The 18,441-nt window shown below is 71.2% G+C and carries 18 protein-coding genes; 5 read left to right on the plus strand and 13 right to left on the minus strand.

The window, feature by feature from the left end:
- Positions 1 to 70: 70 nt before the first annotated feature.
- Genes JR065_RS05655 through JR065_RS05675 form a run of 5 tightly spaced genes read right to left on the minus strand, consistent with a single transcriptional unit; the run spans position 71 to position 5,624 of the window.
- Entirely contained in the window at positions 71 to 1,063 is a 993-nt protein-coding gene (locus JR065_RS05655; protein ID WP_206232904.1) for an AAA family ATPase, read from the minus strand.
- Entirely contained in the window at positions 1,060 to 2,253 is a 1,194-nt protein-coding gene (locus JR065_RS05660; protein WP_206232906.1) for a DUF4350 domain-containing protein, read from the minus strand. Before JR065_RS05660 ends, JR065_RS05655 begins: the two co-directional genes overlap by 4 nt.
- Positions 2,250 to 3,917 (minus strand): DUF4129 domain-containing protein, encoded by a 1,668-nt coding sequence (locus JR065_RS05665; RefSeq protein ID WP_206232908.1) that lies wholly within the window; start codon positions 3,915 to 3,917, stop codon positions 2,250 to 2,252. Before JR065_RS05665 ends, JR065_RS05660 begins: the two co-directional genes overlap by 4 nt.
- A complete protein-coding gene (locus tag JR065_RS05670) occupies positions 3,907 to 4,932 on the minus strand; it encodes a stage II sporulation protein M (RefSeq protein ID WP_206232909.1) in 1,026 nt (341 codons plus the stop codon). The genes JR065_RS05665 and JR065_RS05670 overlap by 11 nt, the downstream gene beginning before the upstream one ends.
- Positions 4,929 to 5,624, minus strand: coding sequence for an RDD family protein (locus JR065_RS05675; RefSeq protein WP_241093409.1), 696 nt, complete (start codon positions 5,622 to 5,624; stop codon positions 4,929 to 4,931). Before JR065_RS05675 ends, JR065_RS05670 begins: the two co-directional genes overlap by 4 nt.
- Before the next feature lie 268 nt (positions 5,625 to 5,892).
- Between JR065_RS05675 and JR065_RS05680 the strand changes: the two genes are divergently transcribed.
- Positions 5,893 to 6,156 carry a YkgJ family cysteine cluster protein gene (locus JR065_RS05680; protein WP_206232910.1) on the plus strand — a complete coding sequence of 88 codons (264 nt, stop codon included), beginning with the start codon at positions 5,893 to 5,895 and terminating at the stop codon, positions 6,154 to 6,156.
- An 11-nt stretch (positions 6,157 to 6,167) separates the two neighbouring features.
- Here JR065_RS05680 and JR065_RS05685 read toward each other — a convergent pair whose 3' ends face one another.
- Positions 6,168 to 7,043: a DUF2167 domain-containing protein gene (locus JR065_RS05685; RefSeq protein ID WP_343237248.1), complete on the minus strand. Its 876-nt coding sequence runs from the start codon at positions 7,041 to 7,043 to the stop codon at positions 6,168 to 6,170.
- 134 nt (positions 7,044 to 7,177) lie between these two features.
- A complete protein-coding gene (locus JR065_RS05690; protein ID WP_206232912.1) occupies positions 7,178 to 7,714 on the minus strand; it encodes a gamma carbonic anhydrase family protein in 537 nt (178 codons plus the stop codon).
- A 376-nt stretch (positions 7,715 to 8,090) separates the two neighbouring features.
- On the opposite strand from JR065_RS05690, the gene JR065_RS05695 reads away from it, so the two are divergent.
- Positions 8,091 to 8,948, plus strand: coding sequence for a PA4780 family RIO1-like protein kinase (locus JR065_RS05695; RefSeq protein ID WP_206232914.1), 858 nt, complete (start codon positions 8,091 to 8,093; stop codon positions 8,946 to 8,948).
- A 193-nt stretch (positions 8,949 to 9,141) separates the two neighbouring features.
- Here JR065_RS05695 and mnmG read toward each other — a convergent pair whose 3' ends face one another.
- Together mnmG and JR065_RS05705 are read right to left on the minus strand one after the other, a co-directional pair.
- The gene (gene mnmG / locus JR065_RS05700) at positions 9,142 to 11,031 is read right to left on the minus strand and encodes a tRNA uridine-5-carboxymethylaminomethyl(34) synthesis enzyme MnmG (RefSeq protein WP_206232916.1); all 1,890 of its coding nucleotides are present in this window, start codon (positions 11,029 to 11,031) and stop codon (positions 9,142 to 9,144) included.
- Between the two features lie 497 nt (positions 11,032 to 11,528).
- On the minus strand, positions 11,529 to 12,080 hold the full coding sequence (locus JR065_RS05705) for a hypothetical protein (protein WP_206232917.1): 552 nt from the start codon (positions 12,078 to 12,080) through the stop codon (positions 11,529 to 11,531).
- 165 nt (positions 12,081 to 12,245) lie between these two features.
- Between JR065_RS05705 and JR065_RS05710 the strand changes: the two genes are divergently transcribed.
- Genes JR065_RS05710 through JR065_RS05720 form a run of 3 tightly spaced genes read left to right on the plus strand, consistent with a single transcriptional unit; the run spans position 12,246 to position 14,284 of the window.
- Positions 12,246 to 13,205: a pyridoxal-phosphate dependent enzyme gene (locus JR065_RS05710; RefSeq protein WP_206232919.1), complete on the plus strand. Its 960-nt coding sequence runs from the start codon at positions 12,246 to 12,248 to the stop codon at positions 13,203 to 13,205.
- Entirely contained in the window at positions 13,202 to 13,807 is a 606-nt protein-coding gene (locus JR065_RS05715) for a YdcF family protein (protein WP_241093410.1), read from the plus strand. The genes JR065_RS05710 and JR065_RS05715 overlap by 4 nt, the downstream gene beginning before the upstream one ends.
- A gap of 48 nt (positions 13,808 to 13,855) precedes the next feature.
- Positions 13,856 to 14,284 (plus strand): ketosteroid isomerase-related protein, encoded by a 429-nt coding sequence (locus JR065_RS05720; protein ID WP_206232922.1) that lies wholly within the window; start codon positions 13,856 to 13,858, stop codon positions 14,282 to 14,284.
- Between the two features lie 185 nt (positions 14,285 to 14,469).
- On the opposite strand, the gene bioC is transcribed toward JR065_RS05720, so the two are convergent.
- From bioC to JR065_RS05740, 4 genes are all read right to left on the minus strand, one after another.
- A complete protein-coding gene (gene bioC / locus JR065_RS05725) occupies positions 14,470 to 15,357 on the minus strand; it encodes a malonyl-ACP O-methyltransferase BioC (protein WP_206232923.1) in 888 nt (295 codons plus the stop codon).
- 143 nt (positions 15,358 to 15,500) lie between these two features.
- A complete protein-coding gene (locus JR065_RS05730) occupies positions 15,501 to 16,283 on the minus strand; it encodes an SDR family oxidoreductase (protein WP_206232925.1) in 783 nt (260 codons plus the stop codon).
- 300 nt (positions 16,284 to 16,583) lie between these two features.
- Positions 16,584 to 17,069: a hypothetical protein gene (locus JR065_RS05735; protein WP_206232926.1), complete on the minus strand. Its 486-nt coding sequence runs from the start codon at positions 17,067 to 17,069 to the stop codon at positions 16,584 to 16,586.
- A gap of 274 nt (positions 17,070 to 17,343) precedes the next feature.
- On the minus strand, positions 17,344 to 18,195 hold the full coding sequence (locus tag JR065_RS05740) for a hypothetical protein (RefSeq protein ID WP_206232928.1): 852 nt from the start codon (positions 18,193 to 18,195) through the stop codon (positions 17,344 to 17,346).
- Positions 18,196 to 18,441: the final 246 nt, after the last annotated feature.

Raw genomic sequence — 18,441 nt, forward strand, 5'->3', positions numbered from 1 at the left:
GCGCGGCGCAGTCCTCGCAGTACCGTGCCGTTGCGAGTCCCCAGTCCCGAGTCCCGAGTCCCGTTGAGCCTCATTTCCGCGGCGCCTCCACCTTCGCCAGCAGCGCCGACAGCGCGTCGTCGGCGCTCTGGCCTTCGATCTGCAGTTCCGGCGCCAGGGTGATGCGGTGGCGCAGCGCCGGCTTGGCGATGTCGCGCACGTCGTCGGGGGTGACGAAGTCGCGTCCGGACAGCACCGCCTGCGCGCGTGCGGCGCGGATCAGCGCAAGGCTGCCGCGCGGCCCGGCGCCCAGCGCGATGCCCGGCCAGCTGCGGGTGGCGGCGACGATGCGCACCGCGTAGTCGATCACCTGCGGGTCCACCGCGATCGCCGCGGTGCCCAGCTGCATCGCCACCACGTCGGCGGCGCTGAGCACGCGCGGCACCTGCGACAGGTCGAAGTCGCCGGCGCTGCGTCCGGTGGTCACCGCCTCGACCATGCGCTTCTCGTCGTCCAGCGTCGGGTAGTCGATCAGGATCTTGAGCAGGAAGCGGTCCAGCTGCGCTTCCGGCAGCGGGTAGGTGCCTTCCTGCTCGACCGGGTTCTGCGTGGCCAGGGCCAGGAACGGCGGCGCCAGCGGGAACGGTTTGCCCTCGATCGTGACCTGGCCTTCCTGCATCACCTCGAGCAAGGCCGACTGGGTCTTGGCCGGGGCGCGGTTGATCTCGTCGGCCAGCAGCAGGTGGGTGAACACCGGGCCGCGGCGGATCTTGAAGCTCTCGGTCTTGGGGTCGTACACGGCGTGGCCGCTGACGTCGCTGGGCATCAGGTCGGGGGTGAACTGCACGCGCGCGTAGTTCAGTTCCAGCGCCTGCGCCAGCGCGCGCACCAGCAGCGTCTTGCCCAGCCCGGGCACGCCCTCGATCAGCACGTGGCCGCCGGCCAGCAGCGCGATCAGGATCTGCTCCAGCACCTCCGGCTGGCCGATGAAGGCCTGGCCCACCGCGGCGCGGATCGCCTCGGCGCGTTCGATCAGGGCGGGGCCGGCGAGCGGCGCGACGGGAGCGGAGGTCTCGGAAGTCATAGCTGGTTTCTCATCTGAACGAGGAGGCGGATGCGCTCGCGGAAGGCGGCGGGTTGGTTGCGTGCGGGCGGCTGCAAGGCCTGCTCGATCTGCGCGCGCGGCAGCTTCAGCAGTTCGGCGATGGCCGCGGCCTGGGCCGCGCCTTCCAGCGCCGCGGCGATCGGCGCGCGCCGGCGCAGCCGCGCCAGGAACGCCGCGCGCATCGCCGCGTACAGCAGCGGCGACTTGCCGTAGCGCCACAGGTGCTCGCCGCTGGCGCGCACGTGCTCGAGCAGCGAGCGGCGGTCGCCGGCGGGCGCCGGGCGCAGCGGGCCGAAGCGCTGCATGCGCGACCACAGCCAGGCCAGCAGCATCAGCAGCAGCGGCGCCCACACCGGCCAGCCGCGCACGAACAAGGTGCGCCACAGCGACGGCAGCTGCGCCGCGTAGACCAGATGCACGGTGCCGTGACCGTAGTTCGGCGCCAGGATCTGCCGCGCCAGCAAGCGGTGCGGCACGTCGTGCATGCCGCCCTGCGGCGGCGCCGCCTCGTCTCCCTCCAGCGCCTTCTGCAGCGCGCCGAGGCCGCTGGCGCCGTTCTGCAGGAAATCCATCTCGGCGAGCACGTCCACGGCGCCGTCGCCGTGCGGCAGCCGCGCGTAGGCGTAGTCCTCGTCGCCGCCCCACCAGTTGCTGGCCGCGTCCTCGTCGATCTGGAAGCGCCGGCCGCTGCAGAACTCGCTGTGCTGCGGCTGGCCGGGGGTGGCCAGGGTCAGGCATTCGCCCGGCCTGCCGCTTTCCACGCTGACCCCGAGCGCATCGAGCAGCGGCACCCGTCCGACCTCGGCGTCGGGATCGATGTCCGGCGGCGGGGTGCGCAGGATCAGGTGCCCGCCGCGCTCGACCCAGGCCAGCAGCGCGTCGCTGTCGCGCGCGCCGAAGGTGCGCGGGTCGCCGAGCAGCAGCACCGTGTCGCGCGGTTGCAGCGCCATCGCCTCCAGGTCCAGGCGCTGCCGCGATTCGGCGCGCACGCCGTCGGCGCGCAGCGTCTGCCGCAGCGCGTACAGCGGGTTGTAGGCGGCCTCGCCGCGCGGCGGCAGCACGATCTGCCGTTGCGCGCGCTCGTGGCTGCCGAGGAACCACGCCACCAGCACGCCCACCAGCAGCAGGCCGCCCAGGAAGATCAGCGCGTTGCGCGCGCCGGCGTTCATGCGCGCCACCGGTAGCGCTGCTGCAGCGCGTCGACCAGCGTGTCGAATTGCGCATCGTCCGGCAGCCGCGCGGCGTAGGCGGCGTACTGCCAGGTACCGACCATGCGCGCGAACAATTGCCGGTCCTGCGCATCGGGCATGCGCCGCGACGCGCGCAGGCACTGCGATTCGGTCGCGCCGGGCGGCAGCACCAGGTCGGCGCGCTCGCACATGGTCGCCACGCTGGCGCGGTACAGCAGTGCCAGCGCATGCCGCGGCTGGCCCTCGCGCCATAGCCGGCGGGCGACGCTGCCGACATCGTCGGGCAGCGGCTCGGGCGCGAGCAGGTCGGCGTGCACCACCGGCGCTTCTTCGGGCGCGCGCTTGCGGCCGCTGCCGCGCATCCACGGCAGCCAGTGCCTGGCGGTGAGCAGCAGCACCAGCAGCAACGCGCCGACCAGCAGCCACAGGCCCCATTCGCCGATGAAGGCGATCATCGCCCCGACGCTGCCCAGCAGCGCGTTGCGCGTGCGCGGATCGTCCGGTGTCTCTTCCTTCTTCTTCGCCTCGTCCTTGGCCTTGTCGCGCTTCTTCCAGTAGCTGACGGTGCGCTTGCCCGACAGCAGCGGATCGGCGTAGGCGCGCGTGGCGGCGCGATCGAAGCGGGCGCCGGCCTGCGGGTCGTCGTCGAAGATGTCGTTGAGGGTGACCGGTGCGTCGGCGTCGGCTTCGTCGTCGCTGTCGTCGGCGGACGCGTCCTCGGCGGGCGCCGCGTCGTTGGCCGGCTCGTCCGTGCTGGCGTTATCGGCGGGCGCCGCCTCGGGCAGCGCCGGCGCGTCGCGTGGCGCGGTGGCGGCCTCCTGCGCGCGCAGCGCGGCGGTCGGCGCGGCGAACAGCACCAGCAGGGCGAGCAGCAGCGGCGCGGCGCGGCTCAGGCGCTCGCGCAGGCGGCGCAGCGCGATCTCCAGGTCCCAGGCCTCGATCTGGGTGCGCCGGTTGAGGTACAGGCCGAAGCCGGCGCCGACGAAGAACGGCTCGATCAGCGTCATCGCCAGCCAGCCGAAGAAGTTCAGGCCGATGTCGGCCCAGGCCGGGTTCTCCTCGCCGACCAGCGCCCACGCCGCGCGCAGCGTCTCCGGCAGCAGGTCGACCGGCACGAACATCAGGATCGCCGCGACGCAGGCCAGGCACAGCATCAGTTCGAAATGCCAGCACACGCTCGCCAGCAGCAACGCGTGACCGTAGATCGCGCCGCCCAGGGTGCGGCGGCGCTCGCGCTGCTGCTCGGCGCTGGCGCCCTCGAGCAGTTCCAGCGGCATGAACACGGTGCGCGCCGGGCTCAGCCGGCGCCAGGTCAGGTAGCCGAACAGCGTGCCCCAGCCCCAGCGCCACTGCGCCTTGAGCGTGTCGCGCACGCGCGGCGCCTCGCCGAACACGCCGCGCGAGATCACGAACAGCGGGATGCGGTCCAGTACCGGCTTGAACCACCACAGCAGCAGGCCGGCCAGCCACAGCTGGTCGATCGCCCACGCGCCCAGGTTGAGCAGCGCGAACAGCGGCAGGCTGAGCAGCAGCCACGGCTTCCAGATCGCGCCGGCATGGCGGCGCACCAGCGCGCTGCCCAGTTCCATCGCTTCCCACGCCGAGCGCGAGCGCAGCGCCACGTCCAGGCGTTCAATCCGCATCGTCGGCCTCCGCCGCGTTGCCGCGCCCGCCGCGCCACAGCCACAGCAGCACCAGCGTCCACAGCAGCCCCGACACGCCGTACTTGACCCAGGCCGGCAAGCTGCCGATCGACGACCAGAACGCCTCGATGAACGCGGCCACCAGCAGCATCGCGGTCACCCCCAGGCACAGCTTGGCGCCGATCGTGCCGCCTTCGACCAGCGCGTCGATGCGCCGGCGCCGGCCCGGCGCCAGCAGCTTCAGGCCCAGCTGCAGGCCGGCGCCGCCGGCGATCACGATCGCGGTCAACTCCAATGGCGCGTGCCCGGCGACGAAGCGCCAGAACGTCACCCCGTAGCCGATCTGGTGCAGGTGCCCGGCCACCGCGCCGATGGTGATGCCGTTGAACAGCAGCACCAGCACCGTGCCCAGTCCGGCCAGCAGGCCGCTGGCGAAGGTGCGCAGGCCGATGCTGATGTTGTTCATGATGTAGTGGCCGAACATCTGCCAGTCGCTGCCGCTGTCGCGGCCGAGCTTGTGCGTGGCGCCGGCCGGGTCGTACATCTTCTCCATCGATGCGACCTGCATCGGATCCATGATGCTGTGGATCAGTTCGGGGCGGTACTGCAGCAGCACGAAGATCGTCGCCAGCGGGATCGCGAACAGCGCCGTGGCCGCGGCCATGCTGCCGGCCTGGCTGCGCACCAGCTGCGGGAAGTCGGCGAATAGGAACTCGACCGCGCGCCGCCAGCGCGGCCGCGGCGGCCGGTACAGCAGGGTGTGGCCCTGCTGCATCAGCCGCTGCAGGCGCTCGGTGACCAGCGGGCTGTAGCCGCGGCGCCGCGCCAGCGCCAGCTGCTGGCACAGGCGCCGGTAGCGCGCGGGCATGTCCTCGTCGGCCAGCGCCGGCGGCGCGGCGGCCGCCGCGGCGTCCGCGGCCGGCGCCGTGTCGCGCTTGCGCCCGTGGGTCTGCAGCCAATGTTCGAAGGCCTCCCATTCGCGCTGGTGGCGGGCGATGAACTGCTCCTGCCTCATCGGCGCCCCAGCAGCCAGTTGGCCATCGCGTACAGGCGCAGCACGCCGGACTGTCCCGGGGTGCCGGTCAGCGGCAACGCCAGCTCGGCCAGCTCCACCTGCCGCGCCGGCGACAGCCGCGGCGCGCGTTCGGCATAGCCGATCAGCGCCGCCTGCTCGGCCGGCAGCAACGCCACCGGCGGCGCGCTGGACGCGGTGATCGCCGACGGCGAGGCGTCGTGGCGCGGCGGCTGGTGGATCACCAGGGTGCCGGCGACCAGGTCGCCGAGGCGCCGCGAATGCGCATCGAACAGGCAGGCGATCAGGCCGATCGCGTAGCCGAACGGCAGCATGTCCACGGTGCGCAGCAGGTTGCGGGTGATCGCCGCCATCCAGCCCGCCGGCGCGCCGTCGCGCGAGACCACGCGCAGGCTCAGCGCCTTCTTGCCCAGGGTCTGGCCGAGCCAGCCCTCGAGCACGATCGGATAGGCCCAGAACACCAGGAACATCACCACCAGGTACAGGCCCTGGCCGAAGTCGCCGAGCAGGCCCAGCAGCAGGCTCATCAGCAGCAGCACGGTCACGCGCACCGTCAGGTCGATCAGCCAGGCCAGCGCGCGCGGCACCGCGCCGGCCGCCGGCAGGTGCAGCGGCACGCCTTCGGGCGTGATCACTTCGCGATAGGTGTCGAGCATCGGCCGCGCAGCGTTCATCGGCGCGTTGTGCGGCGGCGCGTGCGGGCGCTGGCGATGTGGGGAGGCCGTACTTCCGTGCGGCCGGCTGCCAGTGGCGGCATGCGGGGTCTCGATTGCGTCCTGCTCAGGGCCACGACTTTAGCCGGCGGCGCGCGGCTTGCCCAGCCTGGGCGTGGCAGCGGGCCGGGGAGTGTGGGGCAGGCGGTGGCGCATGCAACGCCACGGACGGGCGCCAACCCTGCGACGCGGCGTCCCCGCAACGGGTGCCAGGTCCTACACTGGCCGCATGGAAACCCTGTCCTGCCGCGCCGCCTGCGGCGCCTGCTGCATCGCGCCGTCGATCACCTCGCCGATCCCCGGCATGCCCGACGGCAAGCCGGCCGGCGTGCGTTGCGTGCAGCTGGACGCGCATGCGCGTTGCCGGCTGTTCGGGCGTCCGGAGCGGCCCGCGTTCTGCGCCAGCCTGCGCCCGCAGCCGGACATGTGCGGCGCCTCGCGCGCGCAGGCGATGGCGTGGCTGGACGCGCTGGAGCGCGCCACCGCGTCCTGAGCGCGGCGGGCTCAGCGGACGGTGCCGCCGTCGCGCTTGCGGCCGGAGAACAGCTTGCCCAGGCCGCCGGCCAGCGCGATCAGCGCCAGCGCGACCAGCTTCCACGCCTTGGCCAGCAGCAGGCCGAGCTTGGCGAACAGGCCGGCCTTGGCCGCCAGGCCGCCGCCGATCAGCGTGGCCAGGCCGTAGCTGGCGATCTTGTCGGTGGACGGGTCGTGGTCGGCATAGCGCGCGCCCTGGTCGAACTCGGCCATCGGCAGCAGCTTCTGCATGCCCTCGCGCACCTGCGCCAGTTCGGCCATGTCGGCGACGGCATTCAGGCTCAGGTAGCCGTGGCGGCCGAGCACGCGGATGTCGTAGTTGAGGGTGTGGTCCTGGTTGCCCTGGAACGCCAGCTCGCGCGCCCAGTACAGCTTCTTGCTGCCCGCCTCGTAGCGCGGCGGCACCGCCCAGCCGACCAGGTCCACCGTCTCGTAGCCGGCTTCCTTGCGCTGCGCGTTCTCGTCGGCGGTCTCCTCCTTCATGTCCGCCAGCATCTGGGAGTAGTCGATCTTGGCCGCGTCCTCGTCGGAGACGTAGCCGTCGTCGGCGTAGGTGACCACCACCGCCCAGCTGCCTTTCTCGTCCAGCGCCGGGCGCGCCGGCACGATCAGCCCGAGCACGCTCTCGTCCGGCGGGTTGCCCCAGTACGACTCGAGCACCCGGCGCGCATCGGCCTGGCCCAGGTAGCGGAAGTCCGGGCCCAGCCGGAAATGCACCTTGGCCTGCGGCACCGCGATCTCGCCCTGGCGGAAATCCAGCGACGCGACGAACTGCTCGGCGGTCAGGCCGTCGTCGTCGGCGTCCGGGTCGGACTGGGCGGTGGCGCCGAAGCTGAAGGCGAACACGAGCACGGCGACGAACACGGCCAGCGGGCCGCGGAGGCGGGAGCACAGGGGATGCACGGCGATTCCTTTCGAAGCGGGATGGGGTACTGCGACCCAATTTCACTTCAAATTAACAACCTTGGCAATGCTGTCCGTCAGCCGGCGCCCAGGTAGCGGTCCTTCAGCCGCACGTAGTGCTGCGCCGAGTAGTGCAGGCTCTCGATCTCCTTGGCGCTGAGCTTGCGCGCCAGCCGCGCCGGGTTGCCCAGCCACAGCTCGGCCTCGCCGACGGTCTTGCCGGGGCCGACCACCGCGCCGGCGCCGACGAAGCCGTACTTCTTCACCGTGGCGCCGTCGAGGATGCACGCGCCCATGCCGATCAGGCACAGGTCCTCGATGGTGCAGGCGTGGATGATGGTGCCGTGGCCGACGGTGACGTCGGCGCCGATCAGCGTCGGGTAGCCGCCCAGGTTGAACGGGCTGTGGTGGCTGACATGGATGACGGTGCCGTCCTGGATGTTGCTGCGCGCGCCGATGCGCACGTGGTTGACGTCGCCGCGGATCACCGTGCCCGGCCATACCGACACGTCGTCGCCGAGCGCCACGTCGCCGATGACGGTGCAGGCCGGGTCGACGTAGACCCGCTCGCCGAGCACGGGGCGCTGGTCCAGGAACGGGCGCAGGGGGTTCACGGCGGGCCTCCAGACGAAAAAAGCGACGGCGATGTCGCGCGCGCCGATGATAGCGCGCGCGGCCTCGCCGCCGCCCGGGTGCTGCGCGACCGCCCGCAGGCGGCCGTGGCTACTTCTTCTTTTCCTTCTTGGCCGCGCGCTTTTCCTTCAGCGTCTTGGTCGGCTGCTTCTTGTCGCTCTTCTTCTGGTCCAGGCCCTTGCTCATGACACCCTCTGCCGTGTTGATACTGTGGAATGCGGGCCGCGGCCGCGCTGTTCGGCGCCCGGGGCACGCCCACTTTACCCCGCCGGGCGTAGACAGCGGTGCGGCCGTGCGCGGGCGTAAAGCCACGGTTGCGCCATAATCCGCCTTTCCCTGACCGGTGCACCGCGCTCGATGAAAACCCCCAAGGGCCTGCAGCCGCTGATCGACGACGGCATCATCGACGGCGTCATGCGGCCGTTGAAGAGCGGCAAGGAAGCCTCGGTGTACGTGGTCCACGCCGGCGCCGAGGTGCTGTGCGCCAAGGTCTACAAGGACATGGCGCAGCGCAGCTTCCAGGCGCGCGTGCAGTACCAGGAAGGCCGCAAGGTGCGCGGCAGCCGCCAGGCGCGGGCGATGGGCAAGGCCACCAAGTTCGGCCGCCGCGAGCAGGAGGCGGCATGGAAGAACACCGAGGCCGACGCGCTGTACCAGCTGGTCGAGGCCGGCGTGCACGTGCCGCAGCCGCGCGGCTATTTCCATGGCGTGCTGCTGATGGACCTGGTCACCGACGCCGACGGGCAGAGCGCGCCGCGGCTGGGCGAGGTGGAGCTGGAATCGGAGCAGGCGCGCGCGTTCCATGCGCAGCTGATCGGCGACGTGGTGAAGATGCTGTGCCTGGGCCTGGTGCACGGCGACCTGTCCGAATACAACGTGCTGGTCGCTGCCGACGGCCCGATCGTGATCGATTTCCCGCAGGTGGTCAGCGCCGCCGGCAACAACGCCGCGCGCGAGATGCTGCTGCGCGACGTGCACAACCTGCGCGACTGCCTGGGCCGTTTCGCGCCCGAGCTCAACCAGACCCACTACGGCGAGGAGATGTGGGCGCTGTACGAGAAGGGCGAGCTGCGCCCGGACAGCGCGCTCACCGGCCGCTTCGTGTTCGACACCCGCCGCGCCGACGTGCGCGCGGTGCGCGCCTCGATCGAGGACGCGCGCCAGGAAGCGATCATCCGCCAGCAGGGCCGCGACGAGGCGGCGCAGGACGACTGAGCCACGCGGCGGCGTCGCCTGGGGAATTCTGTAGGAGCGACTTCAGTCGCGACGGGCTCTGCCGGTAAAAGTCCGCCGCCACTGGCCCGAACCGCCGGGGCCGCTTCCATACGCGCCGCAAGCCGCCATGTCCGCGCGCGCTGCGCCAGCGCAGCAGGCGGCGACCCCGCGGCCGCGGCCGCGGGGTCGCCGCTCACGCCACCCGGCTGCGCCGCGCACGCTCCAGGTGCACCAGCAGCAGCGAGATCGCCGCCGGGGTCATGCCGGGGATGCGCTGCGCCTGGCCCACGGTCTGCGGGCGCACGCGCTCGAGCTTCTGCTGCACCTCGGCCGACAGCCCGCGCACCTGGGCGTAGTCGAAGCCGTCCGGGATCGGCGTGCCCTCGTGGCGCTGCTGGCGCGCGATGTCGTCGCGCTGGCGGTCCAGGTAGCCGGCGTACTTGATGCCGATCTCGACCTGCTCGGCGACCCGCGCATCGTCCACGCCCGGGCCCAGCGACGGCACCCGCATCAGCTGCGCGTAGTCCAGCTCCGGACGCTTGATCAGGTCCAGCACCGTGGTCTCGCGGCTGACCGCCACGCCCAGCGTGGCGGCGACCTCGCGGCCCAGCGCGTTGCCCGGCGTGGCCCACAGCGCGCGCAGGCGCGCGTTCTCGCGCGCGACCGCCTCCTGCTTGGTCTGGAAGCGCGCCCAGCGCGCGTCGTCGACCAGTCCCAACTCGCGGCCGACGCCGGTCAGGCGCGCGTCGGCGTTGTCCTCGCGCAGCTGCAGGCGGTATTCGGCGCGGCTGGTGAACATGCGGTACGGCTCGGTGGTGCCGTGGGTGATCAGGTCGTCGATCAGCACGCCGATGTAGGCCTGGTCGCGGCGCGGCGACCACGGCTCCAGCCCGCGCGCCTGGCGCGCGGCGTTGAGGCCGGCGACCAGGCCCTGCGCGGCGGCCTCCTCGTAGCCGGTGGTGCCGTTGATCTGGCCGGCGAAGAACAGCCCGGCCATCGCCTTGGTCTCCAGCGAGGCCTTCAGCCCGCGCGGGTCGAAGAAGTCGTATTCGATCGCATAGCCGGGGCGGGTGATGTGCGCGCGCTCGAAGCCGCGGATCGAGCGCACCAGCGCCAGCTGCACGTCGAACGGCAGCGAGGTGGAGATGCCGTTGGGATAGATCTCGACCACGTCCAGGCCCTCGGGCTCGACGAAGATCTGATGGCTGGCCTTCTCGGCGAAGCGCACCACCTTGTCCTCGATCGACGGGCAGTAGCGCGGGCCGATGCCCTCGATCTGGCCGGTGTACAGCGGCGAACGGTCCAGCGCGCCGCGGATGATGGCGTGGGTGCGCTCGGTGGTGTGGGTGATCCAGCACGACACCTGCCGCGGGTGCTGCGCCACCTCGCCGAGGAAGGACATCACCGGCAGCGGATCGTCGCCCGGCTGTTCTTCCATCTGCGCGTAGTCCAGCGTGCGCCCGTCGATGCGCGGCGGGGTGCCGGTCTTGAGCCGGTCCACGCCGAAGCGGCCTTCGCGCAGCTTGTGCGCCAGCGCGGTGGCCGGCGGGTCGCCGGCGCGGCCGCCGGCGTACTGGGTCTGGCCGACGTGGATCTTGCCGGCCAGGAAGGTGCCGGCGGTCAGCACCACCGCGGCGGCCTCGAAGCGCAGCCCGGTCTGGGTGATCGCCCCGCGCACGGTCTCCTGCTCGACGATCAGGTCGTCGACCGCGGCCTGGAACACGCTCAGGTTCGGCTGCGCCTCGAGCAGGCGCCGGATCGCGCTGCGGTACAGCGCGCGGTCGGCCTGGCAGCGGGTGGCGCGCACCGCCGGGCCCTTGGAGGCGTTGAGCGTGCGCCACTGGATGCCGGCCAGGTCGGCGGCATGCGCCATCGCCCCGCCCAGCGCGTCGATCTCCTTGACCAGGTGGCCCTTGCCGATGCCGCCGATCGCCGGGTTGCAGCTCATCGCGCCGACGGTCTCCACGTTGTGGGTCAGCAGCAGAGTGCGCGCGCCGGCGCGCGCCGAGGCCAGCGCGGCCTCGGTGCCGGCGTGGCCGCCGCCGATCACGATGACGTCGTAACGGTAGAAGGAGTCGCTCATGGGTGCTCGTCAGCCGCGCGCCGGGGCGCGGATAGTCGCGGCGCTGGCGCGGCCGCGGGAAGAAACCGGAATTTTAGCGCTTGGGTCACAGTTCGCGCGATCGCCGCTAAAGTTGGCACGCAATCTGCGGATATCCATCCTGCACCCAACGTGGCAATGCGTCAGGGGCGTACGACTGGAATTGGAACAGGGGCCGGTCATGCGCACGTTGGGGAAGCCGAGGGCCGGTAGTCGGGGGACTGCCGGCCCTTTTTTTTGCCTGGAAATTCCGCATGGCGCCTTGCAGCGGCCGCCCGTAACGCGAAAAGCCCCGGCGAACCGGGGCTTTTCGTTTTAGGCGCCGACGTCCGACAGGGCCGGAACAGGGGGGATCCAGATTTCCCTGTCGGACATCGACATAAGCAGGTGGCACAACCGTTCAGGTCACAATACGACGTTGGCGGTCACTCCGTGCGACGTAGAGTGCGTCCAGTGCCCGGATGAAATCAAGCACTTTCTTACGGCTCCAATGTGCGCCGCGTCCCATTGCTGCGACCGAGGTTGCCGGGGCGGGGCGCGGACGGACGCGGTTGCGACGCCCGCGGCGCCACCGTGGCGGGCCGTGCCGGCTGCGCCGACTGGGGCTGCGGGCTGCTGGCGCGGGGCTGCGGGCCGATCGCGGCGCGGCCCGGCGGACGCCGCAGCCGGTCCATGTCGCGCCACGGCACCTTGGTCCCGCCGCCGCCGCCCGCGCTGGGCGGTGGCGGCCGATCCGGCGGACGGCCTTCGCCGTCGCCCGGACGCGGGCGCGGCGGGCGCGGGTAGTAGCGCGGCGGACGGTAGTAGTCGCGGTAGTACGGGCCGTCGTAGCCGTAGTAGCCCGAGCCGTAGCCGTAATAGCCGCCGTAGCCATAGGGGGAGTAGCCGTCGTAGTAGCCGGCCGGATAGCGGTATTCGACGCTGGGGGAGCCGCGGTAATAGCCCCCCTGGCTGCCGCCGGCGTAGTCGTAGGTGGCGCAGCCGCCCAGTGCGGCCAGCAATCCTGCGGCCCAGATCAGGCGCATGTTCATGACGGTTCCTCTCCCTGAGGCTGACTGACAGGTTCGGCGCAGGCCATTGAATCCCCCCTTAACCCGCTTTGTCGGTGATTGAACGCTTAAGTCGCGGGCAACCGGCGGTTCGCGTGCGGCCTGGACGGCACCGCGGGCAGTGGGCGATACGTTAACCTTTCGCGCATGGTCTCATCTTCATTGCCCGTTTTCGCCGACGTGACCGCCGCGGCGGCACGCATCGCGCCGCACGCCCAGGTCACGCCGGTGCTGCGCTCCCGGGTCCTCGACGATCTGGCGGGGGCGAGCCTGTATTTCAAGGCCGAGCACCTGCAGCGCGGCGGCGCGTTCAAGTTCCGCGGCGCCTGCAACGCGGTGTGGGCGCTGTCGGACGCGCAGGGCGCATGCGGCGTGGTCACCCACTCCTCCGGCAACCACGGCGCCGCGCTGGCGCTGGCCGCGCGCACCCGCGGCATCGGCTGCCACGTGGTGGTGCCCGAGGGCGCGGTGGCCGCCAAGCTGGCCAACATCGCCCGCCACGGCGCCACGCTGTGGCGTTGCGCGCCGGACATCCAGGCGCGCGAGGCGCTGTGCGCGCAGGTGCAGCAGGAGACCGGCGCCACCCTGGTGCATCCGTACGCCGATCCGGCGGTGATCGCCGGCCAGGGCACCGCGGCGCTGGAACTGCTCGGCAGCACCGGCCCGCTGGACCTGCTGGTGGTCCCGGTCGGCGGCGGCGGCCTGGCCGCCGGCAGCCGGCTGGCGCTGTCGGCGCTGGCGCCGCAGGGCCGCCTGCTGCTGGCCGAGCCGGCCGGCGCCGCCGATACCGCGCGCTCGCTGGCCGCCGGCGAACGCCGCGTGGACTTCGTCCCCGACACCGTCTGCGACGGCCTGCGCGGCACCCTGGGCGCGCCGAACTTCGCGCTGCTGCACGGCCAGGCCGAGGCGATCGTGGTCGACGACGCGGCCACCATCGCGGCGATGCGGCTGCTGTGGCAGGTGCTCAAGCAGACGGTGGAGCCTTCGTCGGCGATCGCGCTGGCCGCGGTGCTGGTGCAGCCGCAGCGCTTCGCCGGGCGCCGGGTCGGGGTGCTGCTGTCCGGCGGCAACGTCGACATCGACGCGCTGCCGTGGAGCGCGGCTTGAAGCCGCGGCGAAGGCGGGGCTGGTTCGGCTGGCTGTGCCGCCTGGCCGCGTTGCTCGGGCTGTGGCTGCTCGGCGTGGCGGCCTACATCGTCTGGGTCGGCGACCGCGACCAGGCCGCGCCGGCCGACGCGATCATCGTGCTCGGCGCGGCCGCCTACGACGCCAAGCCCTCGCCGGTGTTCGAAGAGCGCATCCGCCACGGCCTGGACCTGTACCAGCGCGGCTATGCGCCGGTGCTGATCTTCACCGGCGGTTTCGGCGGCAACGGCGCGCGTTTCTCCGAATCGCAGGTGGCGCGCCGCTACGCGCTGCGCCACGACGTGCCGGCCGGGGCGATCCTGATCGAGACGGTCTCGCGCACCACCCGCCAGAACCTGGTCGAGGCGCGCCGGCTGATGCGCGAGCGCGGCCTGCGCCGGGCGATCGTGGTCAGCGATCCCTTGCACATGGCGCGCGCGCTGCGCCTGTGCCGCGAGCTGGACATGGACGCGATGGCCTCGTCCACCCCCAGCAGCCGCTTCCGCAGCTTCCACACCCGCTGGCGGTTCCTGCTGCAGGAGGTCTACTTCTTCCACCGCGACCTGGTCGTGCAGGGCGCCTAGGCGCGCCACGCCGCTATCATGGTCGCCCGATCCTGCGGAGCTGCGACGATGACGATCGACGATACCGGTGAGCAAGACCGCGCCATCGAACTGGTGCGGGCCTACTACGACGCGTTCAACCGCGGCGACTGGATGGCGATGCTGGACAAGCTCACCGACGACGTGGCCCACGACCTCAACCAGGGCGCGCGCGAGACCGGCAAGGTCGCCTTCACCGCGTTCCTGGAGCGGATGAACGCCAGCTACCGCGAGCAGCTGCGCGACATCGTCGTGCTGGGCAGCCGCGACGGTCGCCGCGCCGCCGCCGAATACGTGGTGCACGGCGAGTACCACCACACCGACGAAGGCCTGCCGCCGGCGCGCGGACAGACCTACGTGCTGCCCGGCGGCGCGTTCTTCGACATCCGCGACGGCAAGATCGCGCGGGTCAGCAACTACTACAACCTGCAGGACTGGATCGCCCAGGTCTCGGCCTGAGCGTGGTCGCGCGCTGCGGTCGCGCTACGGCCGCCTGGCTGTTGTGTAGGAGCGGCTTCAGCCGCGACAGGCATGACCGGTAACGCCTGTCGCGGCTGAAGCCGCTCCTACAGGTAGTGCATCCGGTTCTGGCTCTTACGAGTCCCGAGTCCCCGGTCCCGAGTCCCGGAGCGAAGCGCGTCGCCTCAATCGCCGCGGCGGCGGATCGGAATCGCCGACACCGGCACCGCGGCGATCTCGCTGCCGCCTTCGCGGATCGGCGCGCCCGGCGCCGGCGCCCAGGCGTGGGCGTAGATCACTTCCCAGCTGCTCGGCAGCTTGCCGTCGCCGGTGCGCAGCGTCTCGTACGCGGCGCTGGCGGCGGCGAAGCGGCCGCGGCCGGTGAGCGTGTGGCGGCGGCTGTTCAATGCGTTGGTCGCGCCGAGCGCGCGCAGCTCGCGCATCAGCGCGCCCAGGTCGGGATAGGTGAGGGTAAACAGGTCGCGGTCCAGCACCGGGTCGCGGAAGCCGGACATCATCAGCGCGTCGCCGAACTGCGCGATCGGCGCGAACCGGCTCACGTGCGGTGCGTTGTCGGCGTGCGCGAACGCCTCGCGCAGTTCGATCAGCGTTTCCGGCCCGAAGCTGGAGCACAGCAGCAGGCCGCCGGGCTTGAGCACGCGGCGGAAACCGGCGAACACCGCCGGCAGGTCCTCGACCCACTGCAGGCACAGGTTGCTGAAGATCACATCGACGCTGTGCTCGGCCACCGGCAGCGCGCGCGCATCGGCGCACACGCGCGAAAACGGCTTCCACCACCCGGCCTGCTTCTTCGCCTCGCGCAGCATCGGCAGCGCCTGGTCCAGCGCGATCACCTGCGCGCGCGGCCAGCGCTTCTTCATCGCCGCGGCCGCATGCGCCGGCCCGCTGCCGACGTCGAGCACCACCTGCGGCGTGCGCTCGCCAAGATAGTCCAGCGATTCGAGCAGGCGCTTCTCGACCTCGTGCTGCAGGGCGGCAGCGGCGTCGTAGCTGGCGGCGGCGCGCGCGAACGCGCGGCGGATGTGCTGGGTGTCGAACGAGGAAGGATCCATCGGCGCATTATCGCCGGCCGGCCACAATGCCGTACACACTGCGGACGGCACGGCGGTGCCGCGCACGCGTATGCCGACAGCGCAGGACGTCAACGGTGCAGCATGTCGCCGAGTCCCGAGTCCCGAGTCCCGAGTCCCGGCCCCTAGAACGTCCCCGGATACGCCCCGCCGTCGATCAGCAGGTTCTGCCCGCTGATGTAGCCGGCGTGCGCGCTGCACAGGAATGCGCAGGCCGCGCCGAACTCATCCGGCGTGCCGAAGCGGCCGGCCGGGATGCGGGCGCGCTTGTGTTCGCGCACCGCCTCCACGCTGCTGCCGCTGCTGCGCACGGCCTGGGCGAAGTTGCTGCGCAGCCGGTCGGTGTCGAACTGGCCGGGCAGCAGGTTGTTGATGGTGACGTTGCGCGCAACGGTGCTGCGCGCCAGGCCGGCGACGAAGCCGGTCAATCCCGCACGCGCGCCGTTGGACAGTCCCAGGCCGTCGATCGGCGCCTTCACCGCGCTGGAGGTGATGTTGACGATGCGGCCGAAGCCGCGTTCCAGCATCGCATCGACGCTGGCGCGGATCAGCGCGATCGGCGCCAGCATGTTGGCGTCGAGCGCGCGCAGCCAGTCCTCGCGTTCCCAGTCGCGGAAATCGCCCACCGGCGGACCGCCGGCGTTGTTGATCAGGATGTCCACCTGCGGGCAGGCGGCCAGCGCCGCGGCGCGTCCGGCCTCGCTGGCGATGTCGGCGGCCACCGCGACGACGGCGCCGGCGCCCGGCAGCGCACGCAGTTCGGCGGCGGCCTGCTCGAGCGTGGCTTGCCCGCGCGCCACGATCACCACGTTGACGCCCTCGCGCGCCAGCGCACGCGCGCAGCCCAGCCCCAGGCCCTTGCTTGCGGCGCAGACCAGCGCCCACTTGCCGGCGATGCCCAGATCCATGCGTTCGCTCCTCGCGTCGAAACCGCGATGATCGTGCATCGCCGCCGTGGCGGCCAGCGCGGCGCCGCGCTGGGGAGCGGGTACGGCCGGGTGGGTGCTCGCTCGCCGGGAGCGTATCGGCGAGAAGCGCGGCGGCATCCTTGCTGCCGGTTGGCCGGCTATCCGCACGCCATTGGCGAACCGTGGCCGAAGACACGGAACGACGGGAATCCAGAAGCCCGGCGAATCATGCGGATCGTCGTTCGCTGGCGCTTTGTACCGACGCAGGGGCTACAACGCTGAAGGCGCAGGCGGCCGTTGTCATTCTGGACGGCTCTCCACGATCCGCTGTGCAAGCGCGGCATAGTAGTCGGCGGACGCCCGGTTTCCCTCTCGGCGGAACCGGGCAGCGGTTTCGAGCGCGGCCGCCTGCGCTTGCGCGAAAACGCGGTCGTCCTCCTCGGGGCGGAGCCCGTCGCTGTTCACGACACGCAACGCCGCATCGAAGCGAACCGCCACCATCAACCCTCCCTCGTGCAGCAGGAGCAGCCCCTCGGCCGGGCGGCCGCCCAGCATCCTTCCGGCGAAGAAGGCAAAGGGCTCGGCCGTTCCGGCCCGGACTACGCCGAGCCCGTCGGCGGCTCCATTCCGGCAACCGCCGAGCCATCGCGCCGGTGCGGCGTCCAGGTCGGCAGGCGCGTCGAAACGGCAAGGCTCGGTCGGAGGTGAAGCCATGGCAGGCATGCTGGCGCCCGCGGCGATCAGGAGCCCGAACAGCCTGGTTACTGTGCCGACCATCAATGCCATTGTGCCGCTCCCATGTGGAATCCGAGACCGCATTTCCATCGCGCCAATCGTATCTCGCCAGAGCGGTGCCGCGGCATCGCTTCGCATTTCGCCCCCGGATGCCGGCGGCAGGCCGGTGAACCCTCGCGATAATCGGCCGTGCCGCAAGGGCTTCAGGTCTGTTGCGTCGATAGTACCCAGGCCATCGAGATGGGATGCGCATACCCCAGTTTGCCGAGGCCGGATCCATGCGGCGCGGCACGCAGCGCGCGCACGCTGCAGGGTGGGCTAGCGGTCAGTCGATTCGCAGACACCGCGTCCAGTTCGAGCCGTCGAACTCCATGACGTCCTTGGGCCCGATGGACCACATGATCCCGTCGGCGGCGCTCAGGTGATAGCAGGTCTGCGGCGCGTCGTCGCCGAAATCGACGGGGATGAGCTTGCCGTCCTCGAGTCGATAGACGAGGTGGCTGGAAGACACGTAAAGCTGCCCGTCGAACACTTCCATGCCCCAGAGGTCTTCCCGCGTGCTTTCGTGCTCGATCGCTTCCCATCGGTCATCGCGCCCCCGAAGCAGGGTGCCGACCTGGCCGCAGGCATAGGCGAAGCCGTCCGGTGCGCAGCGGACCTTGTACAGCGCCAGCTCGGTCGGGCTCTTCTGCTGAGAGAAGACGGAGCCGTCGTACTTCCAGATCTCGCCTTCCCAGCCGACCGTATAGATTTCCTGCTCGCTGAACCCGTCGATCGACTCGAAACTCGTGTCGGTGATCGGCGTGTCGCCGACCTGGGCGCTGTGGTCGATGCATCGCCACTGATCTTCGCCATCGCGGACATAGGCCTGACGGCAGGTCCCCACGGCATAGGCACGGCCCTTGGCGATACCGCGTACTTCACGAAGCGGGCCGCGTCTGTTCGGGTCTACGCCGCAGCTTGCGATGGGCGCTTCTTCCTTTATGACGCCGCCGCCACTGGTTCGTACCGACCCATTGGAGCCCAGCACCAGGTAGCGTTCGGCCGGCACATGGCAGACCGTCCCGGAACAGGCAAGCCATGGCACTGTGCCGGCGCCCCAGATTTCGCGATCTAGAGTGATCAAAATTGAATCCGTATAACCTTCGCTGGTAGCGGCGTCGTGCGTGGCGATCAAATAACTGAGGTCCGAGTAGCGAACGCTTCCAGTAGTTATGCTGAGTCCGCTGAATCGCGAGTCTTGAGGGTTCAAATTCTTCTCCATGTGTTAGTGGCCTACGCACTGGTCAACATTTTGCAGCTTGCCGCGCTGGTAGTTGCCGGTCTTGGATGCGTCGTTGTTGATGTGTTTGGTCGTCGCCAGAGTTTGGGCAAGATAAGATGAGAATGCCTTGGCAATGCGAAGAACTCGCGTAGAAGCGAC

The organism is Xanthomonas sp. (assembly GCF_017163755.1).
Taxonomy (GTDB): domain Bacteria; phylum Pseudomonadota; class Gammaproteobacteria; order Xanthomonadales; family Xanthomonadaceae; genus Xanthomonas_A.